The sequence below is a fragment of the Streptomyces olindensis genome, assembly GCF_040645895.1.
GTDB lineage: Bacteria > Actinomycetota > Actinomycetes > Streptomycetales > Streptomycetaceae > Streptomyces > Streptomyces olindensis.
The window spans coordinates 1-19,602 of the sequence record NZ_JBEYZD010000091.1; the positions used below are offsets into that span (position 1 = coordinate 1).

The following is a 19,602-nucleotide window of genomic DNA, read 5'->3' on the forward strand; positions in this document are numbered from 1 at the left end:
CTCCAGCACGGCGAGCCGGTCGTGCCGCTCGCCGGAGTCACGGATGGCGGAGACCGCGTTGCCGACCGGGTCGACCGCGGCCGACACACCGCTCTGGATCGGGCCGAAGACCGTGGCCGCGGCCTGCCGCGCACCGTCGACGGGCGAGTCCTCCCCACCGCGGATGTCCACCGTGATCAACGCGAACGCGATGGCGATCAGCAGCACCAGGAGCAGCCGGCTCTCTCGTGTGTCCCTCACGTGCGGCGGCCGTGCCCTTCCTCATCGGAATTCGGGAAGCCCCAGGGAAACACCCGAGGGGCTGCTTTGTGGGAGCTTATGCATCTATATCAACGATCCGCCGTACGAGAGGAGATCGTCCCGTACGGCGGAATCGAAGAGTTACGTCATCTGCGCGGCTGGGCGTCCAGCACCTGCTGGAGCGCCTCGAACTCCTCGACGCACTTGCCGGACCCGAGCGCCACGCTGTCCAGGGGGTCCTCGGCGATGTGGATCGGCATGCCGGTCTCCCTGCGCAGCCGCTCGTCCAGACCGCGCAGCAGCGCTCCGCCGCCGGTCAGAACGATTCCTCGGTCCATGATGTCGCCGGACAGCTCCGGCGGGCACTTGTCGAGGGTCGTCTTGACGGCGTCGACGATGGCGTTGACCGGCTCCTCGATCGCCTTGCGGACCTCGGCCGCGGAGATGACGACGGTCTTCGGCAGCCCGGAGACCAGGTCGCGGCCGCGGATTTCGGTGTGCTCGTCGGAGTCGAGGTCGTACGCCGAACCGATCGTGATCTTGATCTGTTCGGCCGTGCGCTCACCCAGCAGGAGCGAGTACTCCTTCTTGATGTGCTGGATGATCGCGTTGTCCAGTTCGTCGCCCGCGACACGGATGGACTGGGCGGTGACGATGCCGCCGAGGGAGATGACCGCGACCTCCGTCGTGCCGCCGCCGATGTCGACCACCATGTTGCCCGTCGCCTCGTGGACCGGCAGGCCGGAGCCGATGGCCGCGGCCATGGGCTCCTCGATGATGTGCACCTGGCGGGCGCCGGCCTGGGACGACGCCTCGATGACGGCACGGCGCTCGACGCCCGTGATGCCCGAGGGCACACAGACGACGACCCGCGGACGAGCCAGATACCGCCGCTTGTGGATCTTCAGGATGAAGTAGCGGAGCATCCGCTCGGTGATCTCGAAATCGGCGATCACGCCGTCCTTCAACGGACGAACGGCAACGATGTTGCCGGGCGTGCGCCCGATCATCTTCTTCGCTTCGGCGCCGACCGCGAGGATGCCACCGGTGTTGGTGTTGATCGCGACGACGGACGGCTCGTTGAGTACGATCCCGCGACCCCTGACGTACACCAGCGTGTTGGCGGTCCCGAGGTCGACAGCCATGTCACGGCCGATGAACGACATTGAGTTCCCCATCAGGATTCGTCTGGCCTTCCCAGGAGCTTTTGAGGGCTTTTCAGGTAGGCAAAGGTGGGTGCTGTGACGTGAAGGCTTCCATCGTAGACGCGCCTTCGCGAACACTGCGGGAGGGTCTCCGCCATTGTCAGCAGATGCTGCCCGGGTTCGCTTCTGGAGACGGGCGTTCGGGGACCATCGTTCCCTCGATCGCCACGCATATGCCAGAAAAGTCTGGGAGCGCTGCTCCCAGACTTCACTCGCCGGTTGCTCCTTACGCGCGACCCGGGAAGAAAATCTTCACCTCACGCTCGGCGGACTCCTCGGAGTCCGAGGCGTGGATCAGGTTCTCCCGGACGATCACGCCGTAGTCACCGCGGATGGAGCCGGGCGCGGCGGCGATCGGGTCGGTCGGCCCGGCCAGCCGGCGCAGCCCCTCGATGACCCGCTCGCCCTCGACGATCATCGCCACGACGGGGCCGGAGGCCATGAACTGGACCAGCGGCTCGTAGAAGGGCTTGCCCTTGTGCTCGCCGTAGTGCTGCTCCAGCGTGTCCTGGTCCAGGGTGCGCAGCTCCAGCGCGGTGATCGCCCAGCCCGCCTTGCGCTCGATGCGGCTGATGATCTCGCCGGTCAGGCCGCGACGGACGGCGTCGGGCTTGAGGAGGACGAGGGTGCGCTGGCTCACGACGGGCTCCTTATGAGTCAAGGTTGTGCGGGTGGGACGAGATTACCCGGCGTGTCGGGCCGCTTGTTACGCAGCGTCAGGTGTGGAGGAACCGGCCTGCGCCGCGAATCTCGCCTTCGCCTCGTCCACCTTCCGCCCGTAGTGCACCGACGCCCACCACAGGGCCGCGAAGACCACACCCAGGAAGAACATCATGGGCACGGCGAAACCCGACGCGATGAGCGCGATCTGCAGCGCCCAGCCGAGCGCGACCCCGCCCGGGCGCGTCACCAGCCCGCACAGCACCAGGCACAGGAACATCGCGACGCCGCTGACCGTCCACACGGTCGTCATGGACAGGTCCGGGTCCTTCATGGCGACCAGCCCGGCGAAGCCGATGATGAAGAACTCGCCGATCAGCGTCGAAGAACAGAGCGTACGCACGGGATTCAGCCTTTCCCCAGCAGCAGTCGGGCCTCGCCGACCGTGATGACGGAACCGGTGACGAGCACACCGCCGCCCGCGAACTCGCCCTCCTCCTCGGCCAGCGTGATCGCGGCCTCCAGCGCGTCGGGCAGCCGCGGCTCGACCTGGACGCGCTCCTCGCCGAACACCTCGACGGCGATGCCCGCCAGCTCGTCGGCGTCCATCGCGCGGTGGCTGGAGTTCTGCGTGACGACGACCTCGGCGAACACCGGCTCGAAGGCCTCCAGCAGCTCCCGGACGTTCTTGTCGGCGCTCGCGCCGACGACACCGATGAGGCGGCTGAACTGGAAGGCCTCCCCGATGGCCTCGGCCGCGGCCCGGGCACCCGCCGGGTTGTGGGCGGCGTCCAGCACGACCGTCGGCGACCGGCGCACGACCTCCAGCCGGCCCGGGGAGGCGACGGCGGCGAACGCCTTGCGGACCGTGTCCAGGTCCAGCGGGTCGGGCCGCTGCGCGCCGACGCCGAAGAACGCCTCGACGGCGGCGAGCGCGACGGCCGCGTTGTGCGCCTGGTGCGCGCCGTGCAGCGGCAGGTACACCTCCGGGTACTCGCCGCCGAGGCCGCGCAGCGTCAGCAGCTGCCCGCCGACGGCCACCTGCCGGTCCACCACGCCGAACTCCAGACCCTCGCGGGCCACGGTCGCGTCCACCTCGACGGCCTTCTTCAGCAGCACCTGCGCCGCCTCCACCGGCTGCTGCGCCAGGATGACGGTCGCGCCCTGCTTGACGATGCCGGCCTTCTCCGTGGCGATCTCGGCGTGCGTGGAGCCCAGCCGGTCGGTGTGGTCGAGGTCGATGGGCGTGACGACGGCGACGTCACCGTCGATCACGTTCGTGGCGTCCCAGGAGCCGCCCATGCCGACCTCGACGACGGCGACGTCCGCCGGGGCGTCGGCGAAGGCCGCGTACGCCATGCCGGTGAGCACCTCGAAGAAGGACAGCCGGTACTCCTGCGCCGCGTCGACCATCTCCACGTACGGCTTGATGTCCTGGTACGTCTCGATGAACCGCTCGGGCGAGATGGGGGCGCCGTCGAGGCTGATGCGCTCGGTGATCGACTGCACGTGCGGCGAGGTGTAGCGGCCGGTGCGCAGCTCGAACGCGCCGAGCAGGGCCTCGATCATGCGGGCCGTGGACGTCTTGCCGTTGGTGCCCGTGATGTGGATCGACGGGTACGACCGCTGCGGCTCCCCCAGCACGTCCATCAGCGCGGCGATGCGGCTGACGGAGGGCTCCAGCTTGGTCTCGCCCCAGCGCGTGGCGAGCTCCGCCTCCACCTCGCGCAGGGCCTTGTCCACCTCGGGGTCGGCGGGCCGGGTGGGGATGTCGGCGTCGGGCGGGCCGCCCTGGGTGCGCAGGGTGCGGCTGCCGGCTTCGATGACCGCGAGGTCGGGGTCGCGGGTGGTTTCCTCGGCGATGATCTCGTCGAAGGAGTCGAGGGGGTCGGGCTGGTCGTCGGCGTTGTGGTCTGGAGGGAGCTCGCTCACGGGGCCAGTCTACGGAGCGGGGGTGACATCGGTCGGGGGTGGCTTGCGTCGTGCGGTGTCTGCGGGTTTGTGGGGGCTTGTCGCGCCCACGCGGCGGAGCCGCATATCGACACAGCCCCGCGCCCCTGGGTATGTGCCCTGAACCATGTGTGAGGCCCCCGGGCCTGGCGGCTCCGGGGGCCTCACACACTGTACGAACGCTTAGCCCTGCGGCAGCCTCTCCAGCTGCGCCTGGATGCGGGCGATGTCCTCGTCCGCCTTGGCCAGGCGGGTGCGGATCTTGTCCACGACGTGGTCGGGGGCCTTCGACAGGAACGCCTCGTTGCCGAGCTTGGCGTTCGCCTGGGCCTTCTCCTTCTCGGCCGCGGCGAGGTCCTTCGCCAGGCGCTTGCGCTCCGCGGCCACGTCGATCGTGCCGGAGAGGTCGAGGGCGACCTCCGCACCGGCGACCGGGAGGGTCGCCGTGGCCGTGAAGGCGTCGCCCTCCGGCTGCAGACGCAGCAGCTGGCGGATGGCGGCCTCGTGCGGCGCGAACGGCGTGCCGTCCAGGGTGAGGCGGGCCGGGACCCGCTGGCCGGGCTGGAGGCCCTGGTCGGCGCGGAAGCGGCGGACCTCGGTGATGACCGACTGCAGGGACTCGATCTCGCGCTCGGCGTCGGCGTCCCGGAAGCCGCTGTCCTCGGGCCAGTCGGCGATGACGACCGACTCACCGCCGGTGAGCGTGGTCCACAGCGTCTCGGTGACGAACGGGACCACCGGGTGCAGCAGCTTCAGCGTGACGTCGAGGACCTCGCCGAGGACGCGCTTGGAGACCTCGGCCGCCTCGCCGCCCGCCTGGAACGTCGTCTTGGACAGCTCGACGTACCAGTCGAAGACCTCGTCCCACGCGAAGTGGAACAGCGAGTCGGACAGCTTCGCGAACTGGTAGTCGTCGTAGTACGCGTCGACTTCGGCGACGACCTTGTTCAGGCGGGAGAGGATCCAGCGGTCCGTCGAGGACATCCTCGACGGGTCCGGCAGCGGGCCCTCGACCGTCGCGCCGTTCATCAGCGCGAAGCGCGTGGCGTTCCAGATCTTGTTGGCGAAGTTGCGGGAGCCCTGGACCCAGTCCTCGCCGATCGGGACGTCGGCGCCCGGGTTGGCGCCGCGCGCGAGCGTGAAGCGGACGGCGTCGGAACCGTAACGGTCCATCCACACCAGGGGGTCGACCGCGTTCGGGTTGGACTTCGACATCTTCTTGCCGAACTCGTCCCGGACCAGGCCGGTGAGGGCGATGGTGTGGAAGGGGGCCTCGCCGTCCATGGCGTAGAGGCCGAACATCATCATCCGGGCGACCCAGAAGAAGATGATGTCGTGGCCGGTCAGCAGGACGTCGGTCGGGTAGAACTTCGCCAGGTCCGGCGTCTGCTCCGGCCAGCCGAGCGTGGAGAACGGCCACAGGCCGGAGGAGAACCAGGTGTCGAGGACGTCGGAGTCCTGGACCCAGCCCTCGCCGGTGGGCGGCTCCTCGTCCGGGCCGACGCAGACGACCTCGCCGTCGGGGCCGTACCAGATCGGGATGCGGTGGCCCCACCACAGCTGGCGCGAGATGCACCAGTCGTGCATGTTGTCGACCCAGTCGAAGTAGCGCTTCGACATCTCCTCGGGGTGGATCTTCACCCGGCCGTCGCGGACCGCGTCACCGGCGGCCTTGGCGAGCGGGCCGACCTTGACCCACCACTGCATCGACAGCCGCGGCTCGACCGTGGTCTTGCAGCGCGAGCAGTGGCCCACGGAGTGCATGTAGGGGCGCTTCTCGGCGACGATCCGGCCCTGCTCCTTGAGCGCGCCGACGACCGCAGAGCGGGCCTCGTAGCGGTCCAGGCCGAGGAACGGGCCGTGCACGGTGATGATGCCGTGCTCGTCCATGATCGTCATGGCGGGCAGGTCGTGGCGCTGGCCGATCGCGAAGTCGTTCGGGTCGTGCGCCGGGGTGACCTTGACGGCTCCGGTGCCGAACTCGGGGTCGACGTGCTCGTCGGCGACGACCGGGATGGTCCGGTCGGTCAGCGGCAGCTTGATCTGCTTGCCGAGCAGGTGCCGGTAGCGCTCGTCGTCCGGGTGGACCGCGACCGCGGTGTCACCGAGCATCGTCTCGGCGCGGGTGGTGGCGACGACGAGGGAGTCCTCGCCCTCGCCGTACCGGATGGAGACCAGCTCGCCGGCGTCCTCCTGGTACTCCACCTCGATGTCGGAGATGGCCGTCAGACAGCGCGGGCACCAGTTGATGATGCGCTCGGCGCGGTAGATCAGCTCGTCGTCGTACAGCTTCTTGAAGATGGTGAGGACGGCCTTGGACAGGCCCTCGTCCATGGTGAACCGCTCGCGGTCCCAGTCGACGCCGTCGCCGAGGCGGCGCATCTGGCCGAGGATCTTGCCGCCGTACTCCTCCTTCCACTGCCAGACGCGCTCGACGAACTCCTCGCGGCCCAGGTCGTGTCGGGACTTGCCCTCGTCGGCGAGCTGCTGCTCCACCTTGTTCTGGGTGGCGATGCCGGCGTGGTCCATCCCCGGCAGCCACAGCGACTCGTAACCCTGCATGCGCTTGCGGCGCGTGAGGGCGTCCATGAGCGTGTGCTGGAAGGCGTGGCCCAGATGGAGGGAACCGGTGACGTTCGGCGGCGGGATGACGATGGTGTACGCGGGCTTGTCGCTCTTCGCGTCGGCCGCGAAGTACCCCCGGTCTACCCAGCGCTCATACAGCTTCCCCTCTACCTCGGCCGGCGCGTACTGGGTCGGCAGGTCGGTGCTGGGCGCTGGTGGCTGCTGCTGAGCGTTCTCGGTCACGGGGGTCAGTTTAGAGGTGTCACGACCCCGTCCTGAAACGCGTTTGGTTTGTAACGGCGGGGGCCCCGATGCCATGCACACGGCGGGTCTGCGCCAGGATGTCGGAAACACATAAGCATCTGGAGGGGAACCCAGAACATGAGCTACAACCAGCCGGGCCCGTACGGCGGGCAGCCCCAGCAGCCCGGACCGTACGGCCAGCCGCCGCAGCAGCCGGGTCCGTACGGCCAGCCGCCGCAGGCGCCCCAGCCCGGCTACGGCTACCCCCAGCAGGCCCCTCCGCCCCAGCCCGGTTACGGCTACCCCCAGCAGCCCCCGCAGGGCGTCCCGCCGCAGCCGGGCCCCTACGGCCAGCAGCCGCCGTACGGCCAGCAGCCGCAGCCGCCCTACGGCCAGGCCCCGTACGGCATGCCGCCCCAGCCCCCGGCCCCGGGCGGCGGCAAGAAGAAGACCGGCATCATCCTCGGCGCCGTGGCCCTCGTGGCGGCGATCGGCGTGGGCGCCTACTTCGTGATCGGCGGCAGCGGCGGCGCGGGATCCCTGGAGGACGACGGGCCGCACAAGCTGGCCACGCCGGCGAAGGTGCTGAGCGAGTACAACCGCGTCACGAAGGACGGGGCGTCCGCCGGCGACGACTCCACCAAGGAGCTGGAGAAGAGCGGCGTCAAGAACGGCAAGTCGGTGCTGGGCTCCTACTCCACGGTGGACCCCACCAAGTACGACCCCACGGACCCGTCCTCGGCCGCGACGCTGGCGACGGCCAAGAGCGTGCAGTTCTTCGGTGTCTACGGCGAGGTCGCCGACCCGGAGGCGGCCCTGGACACCTTCTTCGCCAACTTCAAGAAGTCGGCCGAGGAGGACTCCTCCAGCAGCAGCGGCGGCAAGACCGAGCTGATCGGCGAGCCCGAGGAGGCCGACCTCGACGGCGCGGTCATGAAGTGCCAGGCGCTCAAGGGGCAGAACATGATGACCAAGAAGGAGCAGACCAACTGGTTCTGCGCCTGGGCCGACTACAGCACGATCGCCGTCGTCTCCTCGGGTGACGCCACCAAGGACACCACCAAGGACGCGGCTGTCGACATCACCACCAAGCTCCGCCCGGAGATCCGCGTCAAGGCCTGACGACGCTCGACGGACAGCAGGAAGGGCCCCGGTCGGCGACCGGGGCCCTTCCTGCATGCATGCGGTGTCACGTCTGCCGTGTCACGCCGTCTTCTGCTCGCCCGGCCCGCGACCGCGCGCGTCCCGCGGGATCAGCGTCGGGTTGACGTTCGACTGGACGACATCCGCCGTGATGACGACCCGGGCCACGTCCTTGCGGGACGGGACCTCGTACATCACGCCCTGGAGGACCTCCTCCATGATGGCCCTCAGGCCACGGGCGCCGGTCTGGCGGAGGATCGCCTGGTCGGCGATGGCCTCCAGCGCCTCACGCTCGAAGTCCAGCTCCACGCCGTCGAGTTCGAAGAGGCGCTGGTACTGCTTGACGAGCGCGTTGCGCGGCTCGACGAGGATCTGCAGCAGGGCCTCGCGGTCCAGGTTGTGGACCGAGGTGATGACGGGGAGGCGGCCGATGAACTCGGGGATCATGCCGAACTTGACCAGGTCCTCCGGCATGACCTCCTGGAACTGGTCCTTGGACTCCATCTCGCGCTTGGAGCGGATCTGCGCGCCGAAGCCGATGCCCTTGGCGCCCGCCCGGGCCTCGATGATCTTCTCCAGGCCGGCGAAGGCACCGCCCACGATGAACAGCACGTTCGTCGTGTCGATCTGGATGAACTCCTGGTGCGGGTGCTTGCGGCCGCCCTGCGGCGGGACCGAGGCCGTGGTGCCCTCCAGGATCTTCAGCAGGGCCTGCTGGACGCCCTCGCCGCTGACGTCGCGCGTGATGGAGGGGTTTTCACTCTTCCTCGCGACCTTGTCGATCTCGTCGATGTAGATGATCCCGGTCTCGGCCTTCTTGACGTCGTAGTCGGCGGCCTGGATCAGCTTGAGCAGGATGTTCTCGACGTCCTCGCCGACGTAGCCGGCCTCCGTGAGGGCCGTGGCGTCGGCGATCGCGAAGGGGACGTTCAGCATGCGCGCGAGGGTCTGCGCGAGGAGGGTCTTGCCGGAGCCCGTGGGGCCGAGGAGGAGGATGTTGGACTTCGCCAACTCGATGGCGTCGTCGCGGCCGTTCGCCCCGCCGTTCTCACCGGCCTGGACTCGCTTGTAGTGGTTGTACACCGCGACCGAGAGGGCCTTCTTGGCGGCCTCCTGGCCGACCACGTACCCCTCGAGGAACTCGTAGATCTCGCGGGGCTTCGGGAGCTCCTCCCAGCGGACCTCGCTGGTCTCCGCCAGCTCTTCCTCGATGATCTCGTTGCAGAGGTCGATGCACTCGTCGCAGATGTACACACCGGGCCCTGCGATGAGCTTCTTGACCTGCTTCTGGCTCTTGCCGCAGAACGAGCACTTGAGCAGATCGCCGCCGTCACCGATGCGTGCCACGGTGTGCTTCCCCTTCGCCTGGGAGACTCCTGGACGTCGACGTCCAGCGGACTCCTGGTGCTGCCTTATGTCCGACGGTACCTTGCCGGGCCCCCCGTTCGGGCCCCCCTTGGCGCGGTTCGCTTTGACGTGAACCGAGCCAAACCGTGCCAAGGGGCGGCAGACGATACAGCCTCTCGCCTCAGCGAAGGCTCGAGTTGTCCATCTTCCGGGTGGTGATGATCTGGTCGATCAAGCCGTAGCTCAGCGCGTCCTCGGCCGTGAGGATCTTGTCGCGCTCGATGTCCTCGCGGATCTTCTCGACCGTCTGCGTGGAGTGCTTGGCCAGCATCTCCTCCAGCTGCGAGCGCATCCGGAGGATCTCGTTCGCGGCGATCTCCAGGTCGGACACCTGGCCGCGGCCGGTCTCGCTGTACGGCTGGTGGATCAGCACGCGCGCGTTCGGCAGGGCCATGCGCTTGCCCGGCGTGCCGGCGGCGAGCAGGACGGCGGCGGCGGAGGCCGCCTGGCCCATGCAGACCGTCTGGATGTCCGGCTTCACGTACTGCATCGTGTCGTAGATCGCGGTGAGCGCCGTGAAGGAGCCGCCGGGGCTGTTGATGTAGACCGAGATGTCACGGTCGGGGTCCATCGACTCCAGGCACAGCAGCTGCGCCATGACGTCGTTGGCGGAGGCGTCGTCGATCTGGACGCCGAGGAAGATCACGCGCTCCTCGAAGAGCTTCGCGTACGGGTCGTACTCGCGAATGCCCTGGGAGGTGCGCTCGACGAAGCGCGGGATGACATAGCGGGACTCGGCCTGCGGGCCGGTGTAGCGGCCCTGCGAGCCGCTCATGTCCTGCACGGCCTGCATACGGTCGTAGATCCCGCTGCCGGGGAATGCGTTCACGGTGTCTCCTGAAAGGGGCTGAGGCGGTCGGCTGGGGCTGCTGGGGCGGCCCTGGCCCGCTCGGGGCCAGGCGGGGTCCTACGGGGCTTCTGGGAGCCTCGTGGGACCGCTCAGGCCCCGGTGCCGCCGCCGCCCGGCATACCGGCGGCCGTGGCGATCACGTCGTCGATGAGGCCGTACTCCTTGGCCTCGAAGGCGTCGAACCAGCGGTCGCGGTCCGAGTCGCGGGTGATCTGCTCGACCGACTGGCCCGTGTGCTGGGCGGTGAGCTCGGCCATGCGCTTCTTGGTGTGCAGCAGCCGCTCGGCGTGGATCTTGATGTCCGAGGCCGAGCCGGCCAGGCCGGCGGAAGGCTGGTGGATCAGGATCTCGGCGTTCGGCAGCGCGAAGCGCTTGCCGGGGGTGCCCGCGCTGAGCAGGAACTGGCCCATCGAGGCCGCGAGGCCCATGGCGATCGTCACCACGTCGTTCTTGATGTACTGCATGGTGTCGTAGATCGCCATGCCGGCCGTGATCGAACCGCCGGGGCTGTTGATGTACAGGTAGATGTCCTTGTCCGGGTCGGAGGCAAGGAGCAGCAGCTGTGCGGTGATCTTGTTCGCGATGTCGTCGTCGACCGGCTGGCCGAGGAAGATGATCCGCTCGTTGAGCAGCCGGTTGTAGACCTGGTCGCCGAGGCCACCACCGATGGAAGGCTCGCCGGCGGCTGAAGGCATCAGATTCGTCACGTATCCACCTGCTCGTCTTACGACGGCGCCGGGCCGTCTCACGTGTTCCCTGCGGGGCGGGAGCCGTATCGGAGACTCCACTGCCCTGGTATTCATGGACCCTAACGCGCGGGTCCCTTCGGGGAATCCCGGAGATGGGAGTGTTCGCCGGGGGCGTAGCGCGGCGGGCTCCGCCGGTGGGGCCGTGCCGTCTCGCCGGGGTGGTCCCGCCGGCAGATCAAGAAGGCCCTGGGGTGTGCCCCAGGGCCTTCTCACGAACTCACGACAACCGGGGCTCAGCCCTCGGTCTTCTCCTCGGCGGAGTCGGCCGGGGTCTCCTCGGCGGAGGCCTCGGTGGTCTCCTCGTCCTCTTCGTCGTCGAGGTCGATGATCTCGCCGTTGGTGTCCTTGACCGTGGCCTTCTCGACCACGACGGCCAGGGCCTTGCCGCGGGCGACCTCGCCGACCAGGAGCGGAACCTGGCCACCCTCGACGACCGCCTGGGCGAACTGGTCGGGGGACATGCCGGAGGAGGCCGCGCGGCGCATGAGGTGCTCGGTGAGCTCCTCCTGGTTGACGTTCAGCTTCTCCTGCTTGACCAGCTCGTCGAGGACGAACTGGGTCTTGATGCCCTTGACCGCGGCCTCGCGGGTCTCGGTGTCGAACTCCTCCTCGCTCTTGCCCTGGATCTCCAGGTACTTCGCGAGGTCGAGGCCCATCTGGCCGAGCTGGTGGTGCTCCAGGTTGTGCTTGCGGGTGTTGATCTCGTCCTCGAGCAGCTTCTCGGGGACGGGCACCTCGACGAGCTCCAGCAGCTTCTCCAGGACGCGCTCCTGGGCCTGCGTGGCCTGGTCGTACTGCTTCATGTTCTCCAGGCGCTTGCGGCTGTCGGCGCGCAGCTCCTCGAGGGTGTCGAACTCGGAGGCGAGCTGCGCGAACTCGTCGTCCAGCTCGGGGAGTTCACGCTTGGCGACCTGGGTGACCTTGACGGTGACCTCGGCCTCCTTGCCGGCGGCGGAGCCGCCCTTGAGCTCGGAGGTGAAGGTGGCCTCGCCACCGGCCTCCAGGCCCTTCACGGCGTCGTCGATGCCGTCCAGCAGCTCGCCGGAGCCGATGGTGTAGGAGACGCCGTTGGCGACGCCGTCCTCGAGGACCTCGCCGTCGACCTTGGCCTCCAGGTCGATCGTCACGACGTCGCCGTCCTCGGCGGCGCGCTCGACCGGGGCGGTGGAGGCGAAGCGCTCGCGCAGCTCCTCGACGGCCTTGTCGACGTCCTCGTCGGTGACCTCGACCGCGTCGACCTCGACCTCGATGCCGGAGAAGTCCGGGATCTCGATGGCCGGGCGGATGTCGACCTCGGCGGTGAAGTTCAGCGTCTCGCCGTCCTTCAGCTCCGTGATGTCGACCTCGGGCTGGCCCAGCGGGCTGAGCTCGGCCTCGTTGACCGCGTCGGTGTAGAACTTGGGAAGCGCGTCGTTGACGGCCTCCTCCAGCACGGCACCGCGGCCGAACCGCTGGTCGATGACCCGGGCCGGGACCTTGCCCTTGCGGAAGCCCTTCACCGTGACCTGCTGGTTGATCTTCTTGTACGCCGCGTCGAGGCTGTCCTTGAGCTCCTCGAAGGGCACCTCGACAGTGAGCCGAACCCGAGTCGGGTTCAGGGTCTCCACGGCGCTCTTCACGGTTCGGTCTCCTTGTGGCTGACTTCTTGGTTTCTGCCGGGGCCAGAACGGCCCGGCGGATTTCGCCGCCCGGAGGACTTCAGACGATGAGACACACGGGCGTGCAGCTTGCATAGTAACGGCAGCGACTACACCGCCCAAAAGGCGATCACGTGAGTGACCGGAAGGCGATCACGCGAGATGATCGGCCGACTGGTCGGGGTGGCGGGATTTGAACCCACGGCCTTCCGCTCCCAAAGCGGACGCGCTACCAAGCTGCGCCACACCCCGTCTGGTGCGACACGTAGGGTACATGCCGACAGGCGGTGTGGCCGCCGCATTTCCCCGGGGCCCGTGCCGCGTCGGCCGGGGCGGGAATGCGGTGTGCGACGAGCGGGCCCGACCCGCTACGATGCCTTCAGTGCCGCGGTCACCCGACCTGCGGCGCGCGTTGTGCGGGCGTAGCTCAATGGTAGAGCCCTAGTCTTCCAAACTAGCTACGCGGGTTCGATTCCCGTCGCCCGCTCCATATGGCTCAGGGCCAGGTCGGAGGATCATTCCCCGACCTGGCCCTGAGTGTTTCCGGGGGTTGCGTTCAGTCCGGGCGGTGCTGTGGCCCGTGCGCGCCATCAGCTCACGCGTACTTGCCCAGGAGCCGTGGGGCAGCGGTCCGCTCGCGCATGCCCAGCGGACGGGACGGGCGCTGGATGAGCAGTGGGCTGAGCCCGATGACCTGGCCCGGTACTGTGACCGCCCAAGGGAGGGCGCGTGATCGTCCGTCGATCGACGATCACAGAATGTGAGGGCACCGTGCGGGGATTGAAGAAGCTCTACAGAACGTTCAAGGGAACGCACCATGCGCCCGAGGACGAGACGTTCGCCAAGACAACGCCCTGCGCGTGTTCACCGAGCTGGCCGGCCTTGGAGACGACTGCCAACGGCTACATGGTCCGGGCACTGCCGTCGTCGCACTACAGCATCTTGACGAACCCGGAGGTTGGGACGTTCGTCGCACGGTGCACGGGATGCCATGCCCGCTACCCCGAGCCGTGGGTCGTCGACACCACCGACCAGATGCCGTACGCCTGGGCACGTGAGCCCAGCTGAGGCATCCGACCTGGCCCTGAGTGCTGTCGCCGGCCTTCGTCACAGGTCGCGGACGTCCACCGTGTACACGGAGCGGATGCCGTAGGGGACGTACAGGGCGTCGCCGACCAGGACGAGGGGGACGCCGGTGGGGAAGAAGACGCTGTCGATGCCGCCGCCGTCGTCGCGGCCGGGCCGGGTGGCCTCGACCCGGCCGGTCGCGGCGTCCAGGACGGCCAGGCGGCCGTTGGGGGACGACAGGTAGAGGCGGGAGGCCGTGACCGTGGGCGTCCCCTGCCGCTCGACGGTGGAGTTGCTCTCCCAGAGCAGGCGTCCGTTCCGCGGGGAGACCGCACGGACGCTGCCGCTGGACAGGGTGAAGTACAGGGTGCCCCTCGCCAGGTGAGCCACGGCCTCGTCGGGCTGCGGCGCCGCGAGCCGGACGGTCGTCACGGCGCGGGTGGAGGGGTCGATCCGGGTCAGGTCGCGGTGCTCGCCGATCGTCCGGGTGAGCACCAGGCGCTTCTGGTCCTCCCCCAGGAGCTTCAGGACGCCCTTCACGCGGACCGTCCAGCGGGGCTTGCCGGTGGCCGGGTCGAGCTGGGCCACGCTGGTGCGGGCTTCGTCCGGCCGGTTCTCGCCGGTGACGCAGACGAGGTGGGGGCGGGCCGCCGCGGTGGCCAGGACGCAGCTGCTGCGGGCGCCGGGCAGCGGGCGCCGCCAGCGGACCTCGCCGTCGTCGGTGCCGATCAGGGCGTAGGAGTCGCCCTGGGCGCCGTAGACCGTGATCAGGCCCTCGGGGACGGCGATGGCCGCGCCGTCGTCGCTGTTGGGGGCGAGGGCGTTCGGGCCCTCGCCGGTCACGGTCCGCCAGAGGGCCTTTCCGGTGTCGGCGGCCAGGGCCTGGACGGTGTAGCGGGTGACGGGCTCACCGGTGGGGAGGGTGCCCCGGTCGTCGGCGCCGTAGGCGTAGACGCGGCCGTCGCCGGTGCCGAGGATCGCGCCCTCGATGGACCGGTTGTCGCCGGGTGTGGGGTCGACGGGCAGGGTCCAGGTGTTGCGGCCGTCGGCGAGGGCGAAGCGGGCCGCCATCAGGTCGTCGCCCGCGCACACCAGGGAGGCGTCGACGGCGGCGCAGTTCCGGAAGGTCATGCCGGCGCCGGTGAGGCCCTTGGCCTTGGCGGACCAGGGCTGCCAGCCGTCGGGGAGGTCACCGGCCGGAGCTTCGTGGGCGGGCGCGTCGGAGTCCCAGGTGAGGGCGACGGTGGTGGCCGCGAACACGGCGAGGACGGCTCCGAGGGCGGCCGAGGCGAGCAGGTAGCGCCGTCTGCGGCGGCCCCGGGGGCGGTCGGGCGCGGGCTCCGCGGCGGGCTCCGGGCCGGGGCGGGTGAGGCGGGCCAGGGTGTCGCGGGGTGCGGCGGCCTTCGGCTCCGTCGGCCTGAGGTCGACGGCCGCGGGCCCCGCCGTCGCGGGCCGGGGGCGTCCCTGGGGGAGGTCGTCGCGCAGGAGGGCCAGGAGTTCGTCCGGGGTGGCGCGCGACTTGGGGTGCTTCTCCAGGCAGACGGCGACGAGGGGGAGCAGTTCGTCGGGCACGCCGGACAGGTCGGGGTCGCCCTCGACGACCCGCAGGGCGGTCTCGTACGGGCTCGGGCTGTCGAAGGGGCCGCGGCGGGTGGCGGCGTAGGTGAGGACCGAGCCGAGGGAGAAGATGTCGGCGGCCGGGCCGACGTCCTGCGGGGAGGCGAACTGCTCCGGCGACATGAACGGCGGGGTGCCCATGACCCGGCCGGTCTGGGTGAGGGCGTCGGAGGCGGCGAACTCGGCGGCGCGGGAGATGCCGAAGTCGATGACGCGGGGGCCGTCCTCGGCGAGCATCACGTTGGCCGGCTTCAGGTCGCGGTGGACGACTCCGGCGCGGTGGATGTCGCGCAGCGCCTCGGTGAGACCGGCGGCGAGTTCGCGCAGGCGGGGCAGCGGGAGCGGGCCGTGCTCGCGGACGTGGGTGCCGAGGTCCGCGCCCGGTATGTAGAGCGTGGCCATCCAGGGGCGCGGCGCGTCGGCGTCCGCGTCCACCACGGGGGCCGTGAAGGCGCCGCTGACCCGGCGGGCGGCGGCCACCTCGCGGCTGAAGCGGATGCGGAACTCGTCGTCGTCGGCGTACTGGCCGTGCACCACCTTGATCGCGAGGCGGCGGCCGGAGGCCGAGCGGGCCAGGTAGACCACGCCCATGCCGCCGGAGCCGAGGCGGTCCTCGATGCGGTAGCCGCCCACCTCCGTGGGATCAGAGTCGCGCAGCGCCATCCCCGTACGTTCCCCCCGTCACGCACCGTCCTGTGGTCGGGGCGAGCGTATCCGCCCCTGCCGGGGCTCCCCGGCGTGGGGGCGCACCCCTCCGTCAGAAGCTGATGGAGTTGATCGTCTCCGCTATCGAGTTGAGGAAGCGGTTGATGGACGGGGCCATGCCGGTCGAGGCGAGGAAGAAGCCGAAGAGGATCGCCACGATCGCCGGGCCCGCCTTGATGGAGCCGCCTCTCAGCAACACCACAAGGATGATCGCCAACAGCAGCACCACAGACAGTGAAATGGCCACAACTGATCACACCCTCGGTCGGTCCGCTCTCCCGGCCCGGCGATGCGACCCCGCGCACCCCCGCCAGAACCATCGTGCCACCAACGCGGCCGGGCTATGCGGCCCGTGACGCATCGACCGCGCCACTGTTGTCCGGCCGTTGTCCGGCGGCCGCGTGCGCCGCGCGTGTGCGAGGGCCCGACGGCGGGGACTCGTACGGCAATTCGACGGACCACCCGCACAGGGAATTCGGCGGAATCGTTTCCGTCTCCACACAACGCGTTCGCAGCTATTTCGAATTGTTGCCACAGCCTCATCAACCACCCTGCGGCGGGGGCCCGAAGACCGCGGAAGCGGACATTCCACCGGAGTCCCCTGCTGGTCTTATGCGTCGCTTAGTCCGGAAGTGTCATGACAAGGAGGGTGCATGCCAGGAGCCCAATCCGCCGTCGGACGTGTGTCGGTCATCACTCGGACCGCGACGTCAACTACCCGAAATCCGGGGTACCCAGAGCGAATAGCCAGGAATCACGTCCGGCGTTTTACGAATAGCCGCAGGGAACGCTAGGGTGCCTCAGATGTTCCACGCTGCCTCGTCCCCCGCAAGCGCAGCGAGGTCCCGGATCGTCTCCCCGAGCTCCCGGTGGGAGGGTCTGTGACGAACTCGCTGCGACCGAACGGCGACCGCAAGGCGCCACTCCCCCCGGCCCGCTCATCGGCCGACGGAGTGCCGAGCCCTCGCTCGCCGCAAAGCCCGCAGAAGAAGCAGAACGGCAAGCAGCGCGACGCGTTCTTCGACAACGCGAAGTACCTCGCGATCGTGCTGGTGGCCATGGGCCACGCCTGGGAGCCGCTCAAGGGCGACAGCCGGATACTCGAGGCCGCGTACCAGGTCGTCTACGCGTTCCACATGCCGGCGTTCATCATCATCTCCGGCTACTTCTCGCGCAGTTTCGACATGCGGCCCGACCGGCTGAAGCGCCTGATCACCGGCGTCGCCGTGCCGTACATCGTCTTCGAGACGGCCTACCCGCTCTTCAAGCGGTGGATCGACAACGATCCGCACCAGGAGATCAGCCTCCTCGACCCCTGGTACCTGACCTGGTTCCTGGTCGCCCTGTTCGTCTGGCGGCTGACCACGCCCATCTGGAAGCTGGCGCGCTGGCCGCTGCCGCTCGCGCTCGGTCTCGCCATGCTGGCGACCGTCAGCCCCTCGATCGGCGACGACCTCGACCTCCAGCGCGTCCTGCAGTTCCTGCCGTTCTTCGTGCTGGGCCTGCAGATGAAGCCGGAGCACTTCCACATGGTGCGCCGCCGCTCGGTGCGGATCGCTTCGGTGCCCGTCTTCGCGGCGGCGCTGGCCGTCAGCTGGTGGGCGGTGCCGCGCATGAACACCGCGTGGTTCTACCACCGGGACTCCGCGCAGGAGCTGGGCGCCCCGTGGTGGACCGGCCCGGTCATGGTGCTCGCGCTGTTCGGCTGCTCCCTGGTGCTGACCGCGTGCTTCTTCGCCTGGGTGCCGCGCCGCCACATGTGGTTCACCGCGCTCGGCGCCGGCACGCTCTACGGCTACCTGCTGCACGGCTTCCTGGTGAAGGCCGGCGACTACCAGGGCTGGTTCGAGGCGGCCTGGCTGCACAAGCCGGCCGGTGAGATCCTCGTGACCCTCCTCGCGGCCGCCGTCGTGACCGTGCTGTGCACCAAGCCGGTGCAGCGCGTGTTCCGCTTCGCGATGGAGCCGAAGATGGAGTGGGCCTTCAAGCGCGACGCGGCCGAGCTCGCCCGCGAGCGCCAGAGCGCCGAACGGCGCGAAAGCGAGAAGGAGAAGGCAGCCGTGGGCTGACCCCCGTGACCGCACGCGCCGAAGGGCCCGCACTCGTCGGAGAGTGCGGGCCCTTTGCCGTCGGCTTCGGTTCTAGCTGCCCTTCAGGTGCCTCATCAGGCGCTCGAAGTCCTGCCAGCCCGACAGGTCCGACGGGTCGCCCCGGAAGGCGTAGTACAGCGCCGGACGGGTCTTCGGGCCCAGTTCCCGCGGCGCCTCGGGCAGCGGGGTGCGGCGGGCCCGGTCGCCCGGCATCGTGCGGACCTCCTCGGCGCCCAGCACGAACGCGAAGGGCACGCCGGGGCCTTCGAAGCGGGCCGGGACGGACAGGTCACGGCGGGCCCGGCGGATCTGGACCAGCATCGACTGCAGGTCGTGCCGGGTGGCGAGACTCTCCGCCGCGGTGACCACGGCGTCCGTCGGGATGTGCTCCCCCGGTCCGTAGCCGAAGACCAGCGTCACGTCCTCCTCCACGCCGGCCTTCGTCCGCGTGATGCGCACCGTCGCGAGGCCCGGCCGCTCCGGCGTGCCGACGACCACCAGCCAGGTCGGCTCGGGTGCCCGCTCGTGGGCCACGTCGGTCAACTGCCGCAGCGACCAGGGCAGGTTGGCCGGCTCCTCGGTGCCCCAGCCGGCCGGTGGCTCACCGGTGACGTCCCGCCAGACGGCTTCCACGGCACCGCCGAGCACGAGCCGGTCGTCGGCCGGGTGCACGGTGCGGAAGGAGATCGCCAGCTGGCGTTCGCCCGTGTCCTGGATGCCCTCCTGGAAGGAGGCGGCGACGGGTGTGCGCGGGTCCTCCGGGGTCGCCTCCGGTGACTCGACCGTCGCGAACAGGCCGTTGCTCCACTGGAGGACCGCGCCGGTCAGACCGTCGTAGTAGCCGTCCCGCTCGTCCTGCACCACCCAGCGGCAGGGCCAGCCCGGCAGGCTGTTGCGCACCGCCGGGGAGAGACGGGTCCCCGCGGGGGTGACGATCTGGAGCCCCAGGCCGGCGTTCCCGGCGGCACGCAACGCGTCCGACAGCCAGGCCGTCATCGCGACCACGGGACGGTCCTGGATGACGACGGCGACCTTGTCGGTGAGCACGTCCACGGCCGGCTGGGCGGCGGCCGGCGCCGGCGCCACCGTCATCCCGTCCGTCTTGACCACGGCCAACGACCACGCGGCCTGCGGCGGCCAGGCCGTCCCGCCGACCAGCGTGGCGATACGGGCCGCGAACGTCCCGGCGAGTTCCTCGGCCTCCTGGACACCGGTGGTGGCCCGGGCCTCGGTCCACCAGTACGGCACCTCCGGCTCCTGCGCTCCCAGCAGCCGCTCGGCCTCTCCCCTGACCTGCACGAGCAGCGGCGCTTCCACGGAGACGAGCGGGCGGCCCTGCTGGTCGCAGAGCTGCACCACGGCCCCCTCGCCCTCGGTGCCCGCCAGCAGGTCCGGCCCGCCGGAGAGCAGGCCGGCGAGCACGCTCAGCGGATCGGGCATCTTCTTCGTGAGGGCGATGACATCCTTCGTCAC

At 69.8% G+C, this 19,602-nt stretch carries 15 protein-coding genes, 2 tRNA genes and 1 pseudogene; 4 read left to right on the forward strand and 14 right to left on the reverse strand.

The features are described from left to right. The 6 genes and pseudogenes from ABZ948_RS36340 to ABZ948_RS36365 all read right to left on the reverse strand — a co-directional run. Positions 1-240, reverse strand: a pseudogene (locus ABZ948_RS36340) (rod shape-determining protein MreC); the annotation flags it as partial. A 146-nt stretch (positions 241-386) separates the two neighbouring features. Beyond that, positions 387-1,406: a rod shape-determining protein gene (locus ABZ948_RS36345; protein WP_004001297.1), complete on the reverse strand. Its 1,020-nt coding sequence runs from the start codon at positions 1,404-1,406 to the stop codon at positions 387-389. Positions 1,407-1,671: 265 nt separating this feature from the next. Beyond that, positions 1,672-2,085 carry a nucleoside-diphosphate kinase gene (gene ndk, locus ABZ948_RS36350; RefSeq protein WP_359766995.1) on the reverse strand — a complete coding sequence of 138 codons (414 nt, stop codon included), beginning with the start codon at positions 2,083-2,085 and terminating at the stop codon, positions 1,672-1,674. 66 nt (positions 2,086-2,151) lie between these two features. Next, positions 2,152-2,508, reverse strand: coding sequence for a DUF4233 domain-containing protein (locus ABZ948_RS36355; RefSeq protein WP_020271914.1), 357 nt, complete (start codon positions 2,506-2,508; stop codon positions 2,152-2,154). 5 nt (positions 2,509-2,513) lie between these two features. Continuing rightward, the gene (gene folC / locus ABZ948_RS36360) at positions 2,514-4,037 is read right to left on the reverse strand and encodes a bifunctional tetrahydrofolate synthase/dihydrofolate synthase (RefSeq protein WP_359766997.1); all 1,524 of its coding nucleotides are present in this window, start codon (positions 4,035-4,037) and stop codon (positions 2,514-2,516) included. Between the two features lie 201 nt (positions 4,038-4,238). Beyond that, positions 4,239-6,863 carry a valine--tRNA ligase gene (locus tag ABZ948_RS36365; RefSeq protein WP_359766999.1) on the reverse strand — a complete coding sequence of 875 codons (2,625 nt, stop codon included), beginning with the start codon at positions 6,861-6,863 and terminating at the stop codon, positions 4,239-4,241. A 138-nt stretch (positions 6,864-7,001) separates the two neighbouring features. Here ABZ948_RS36365 and ABZ948_RS36370 point away from each other — a divergent pair, with 138 nt between their 5' ends. Continuing rightward, positions 7,002-7,985 carry a hypothetical protein gene (locus ABZ948_RS36370; protein ID WP_359767001.1) on the forward strand — a complete coding sequence of 328 codons (984 nt, stop codon included), beginning with the start codon at positions 7,002-7,004 and terminating at the stop codon, positions 7,983-7,985. Between the two features lie 81 nt (positions 7,986-8,066). On the opposite strand, the gene clpX is transcribed toward ABZ948_RS36370, so the two are convergent. The 5 genes from clpX to ABZ948_RS36395 form a co-directional block, all read right to left on the reverse strand. Continuing rightward, complete coding sequence (gene clpX, locus ABZ948_RS36375) at positions 8,067-9,353, reverse strand: ATP-dependent Clp protease ATP-binding subunit ClpX (protein ID WP_031114127.1); 1,287 nt, start codon at positions 9,351-9,353, stop codon at positions 8,067-8,069. A gap of 181 nt (positions 9,354-9,534) precedes the next feature. After that, positions 9,535-10,242, reverse strand: coding sequence for an ATP-dependent Clp protease proteolytic subunit (locus ABZ948_RS36380; RefSeq protein WP_359767003.1), 708 nt, complete (start codon positions 10,240-10,242; stop codon positions 9,535-9,537). Between the two features lie 110 nt (positions 10,243-10,352). Further along, positions 10,353-10,958, reverse strand: a complete 606-nt coding sequence (locus ABZ948_RS36385) for an ATP-dependent Clp protease proteolytic subunit (RefSeq protein WP_161173871.1) — start codon at positions 10,956-10,958, stop codon at positions 10,353-10,355. A 287-nt stretch (positions 10,959-11,245) separates the two neighbouring features. Further along, complete coding sequence (gene tig / locus ABZ948_RS36390) at positions 11,246-12,631, reverse strand: trigger factor (RefSeq protein WP_359767005.1); 1,386 nt, start codon at positions 12,629-12,631, stop codon at positions 11,246-11,248. Between the two features lie 193 nt (positions 12,632-12,824). Further along, positions 12,825-12,901 (reverse strand) — tRNA-Pro (locus ABZ948_RS36395). A 164-nt stretch (positions 12,902-13,065) separates the two neighbouring features. Between ABZ948_RS36395 and ABZ948_RS36400 the strand changes: the two genes are divergently transcribed. Both ABZ948_RS36400 and ABZ948_RS36405 read left to right on the forward strand, forming a co-directional pair. Next, a tRNA-Gly gene (locus ABZ948_RS36400) sits at positions 13,066-13,139 on the forward strand. A 239-nt stretch (positions 13,140-13,378) separates the two neighbouring features. Beyond that, complete coding sequence (locus ABZ948_RS36405) at positions 13,379-13,717, forward strand: hypothetical protein (protein WP_359767007.1); 339 nt, start codon at positions 13,379-13,381, stop codon at positions 13,715-13,717. A 39-nt stretch (positions 13,718-13,756) separates the two neighbouring features. On the opposite strand, the gene ABZ948_RS36410 is transcribed toward ABZ948_RS36405, so the two are convergent. Continuing rightward, positions 13,757-15,997 (reverse strand): protein kinase domain-containing protein, encoded by a 2,241-nt coding sequence (locus ABZ948_RS36410; protein ID WP_359767009.1) that lies wholly within the window; start codon positions 15,995-15,997, stop codon positions 13,757-13,759. A gap of 94 nt (positions 15,998-16,091) precedes the next feature. Next, positions 16,092-16,286: a hypothetical protein gene (locus ABZ948_RS36415; protein ID WP_010041885.1), complete on the reverse strand. Its 195-nt coding sequence runs from the start codon at positions 16,284-16,286 to the stop codon at positions 16,092-16,094. A gap of 706 nt (positions 16,287-16,992) precedes the next feature. Between ABZ948_RS36415 and ABZ948_RS36420 the strand changes: the two genes are divergently transcribed. Next, on the forward strand, positions 16,993-18,108 hold the full coding sequence (locus ABZ948_RS36420) for an acyltransferase family protein (protein WP_435857761.1): 1,116 nt from the start codon (positions 16,993-16,995) through the stop codon (positions 18,106-18,108). 72 nt (positions 18,109-18,180) lie between these two features. Here the strand turns inward: ABZ948_RS36420 and ABZ948_RS36425 are convergent, their stop codons facing one another. Then, a complete protein-coding gene (locus ABZ948_RS36425) occupies positions 18,181-19,602 on the reverse strand; it encodes a DUF6177 family protein (RefSeq protein WP_359767013.1) in 1,422 nt (473 codons plus the stop codon).